Raw genomic sequence first — 804 nt, 5'->3', positions numbered from 1 at the left:
TTATAATTTTTCAAAAAATTTATAAATATAGGTTTATATTTTTCATTAGATTTTTCTAAATATTCTATAGCTTGCCTGTAATTATTTTTTAAAAAATAAACCCATCCGAGTTGATAATATACTTTAGAATCATTAGGATTAAAAAATTTATCGACTAGTTTAAACCTAAGTAATGCATCATTTAAATTACCTCTATATAAATGATCGAGTCCAAGTTGATAATTAGTTTCAGCTAAATGAGAGAATTTATATTTAGTGTTCGGGTAATATGTTTCTTGTAACTCATTCATTAAAGCAGAAACTTCTACACCGGTTAAAGTAAAACTTTCCGGAAAACGTTTTTGTATTTCATAACCTACAAGCCCTATATTACTTCCAAGTTCCAAAATAGAGTAATTATCCGGTAAATCAGATATCTGCTTAAGTGCTTCATTAACAAACCTATATAGAAGATGGATATTTTTATCGTTATTAAAAATAGTAGGATAATATTGTGCAGTTAAATCACGATATTTTCCACAAATTTCTTGAGGTATTTCAGTAATATCCTTATAATTTTTCAAAAAATTTATAAATATAGGTTTATATTTTTCATTAGATTTTTCTAAATATTCTATAGCTTGCCTGTAATTATTTTTTAAAAAATAAACCCATCCGAGTTGATAATATACTTTAGAATCATTAGGATTAAAAAATTTATCGACTAGTTTAAACCTAAGTAATGCATCATTTAAATTACCTCTATATAAATGATCGAGTCCAAGTTGATAATTAGTTTCAGCTAAATGAGAGAATTTATATTTA

At 24.6% G+C, this 804-nt stretch carries 1 protein-coding gene; it reads right to left on the bottom strand.

Features of this window, described 5'->3' with window-relative positions:
• The coding region (locus O6R16_RS07965) for a tetratricopeptide repeat protein (protein WP_499680705.1) at positions 1–804 on the bottom strand (804 nt) is incomplete at both ends.

Source organism: Candidatus Rickettsia tasmaniensis (genome assembly GCF_036857515.1).
GTDB classification, from domain to species: domain Bacteria; phylum Pseudomonadota; class Alphaproteobacteria; order Rickettsiales; family Rickettsiaceae; genus Rickettsia; species Rickettsia rickettsii.
The sequence above is the reverse complement of the archived record's forward strand: the minus strand, read 5'-3'. Positions and strand labels throughout refer to the sequence as shown.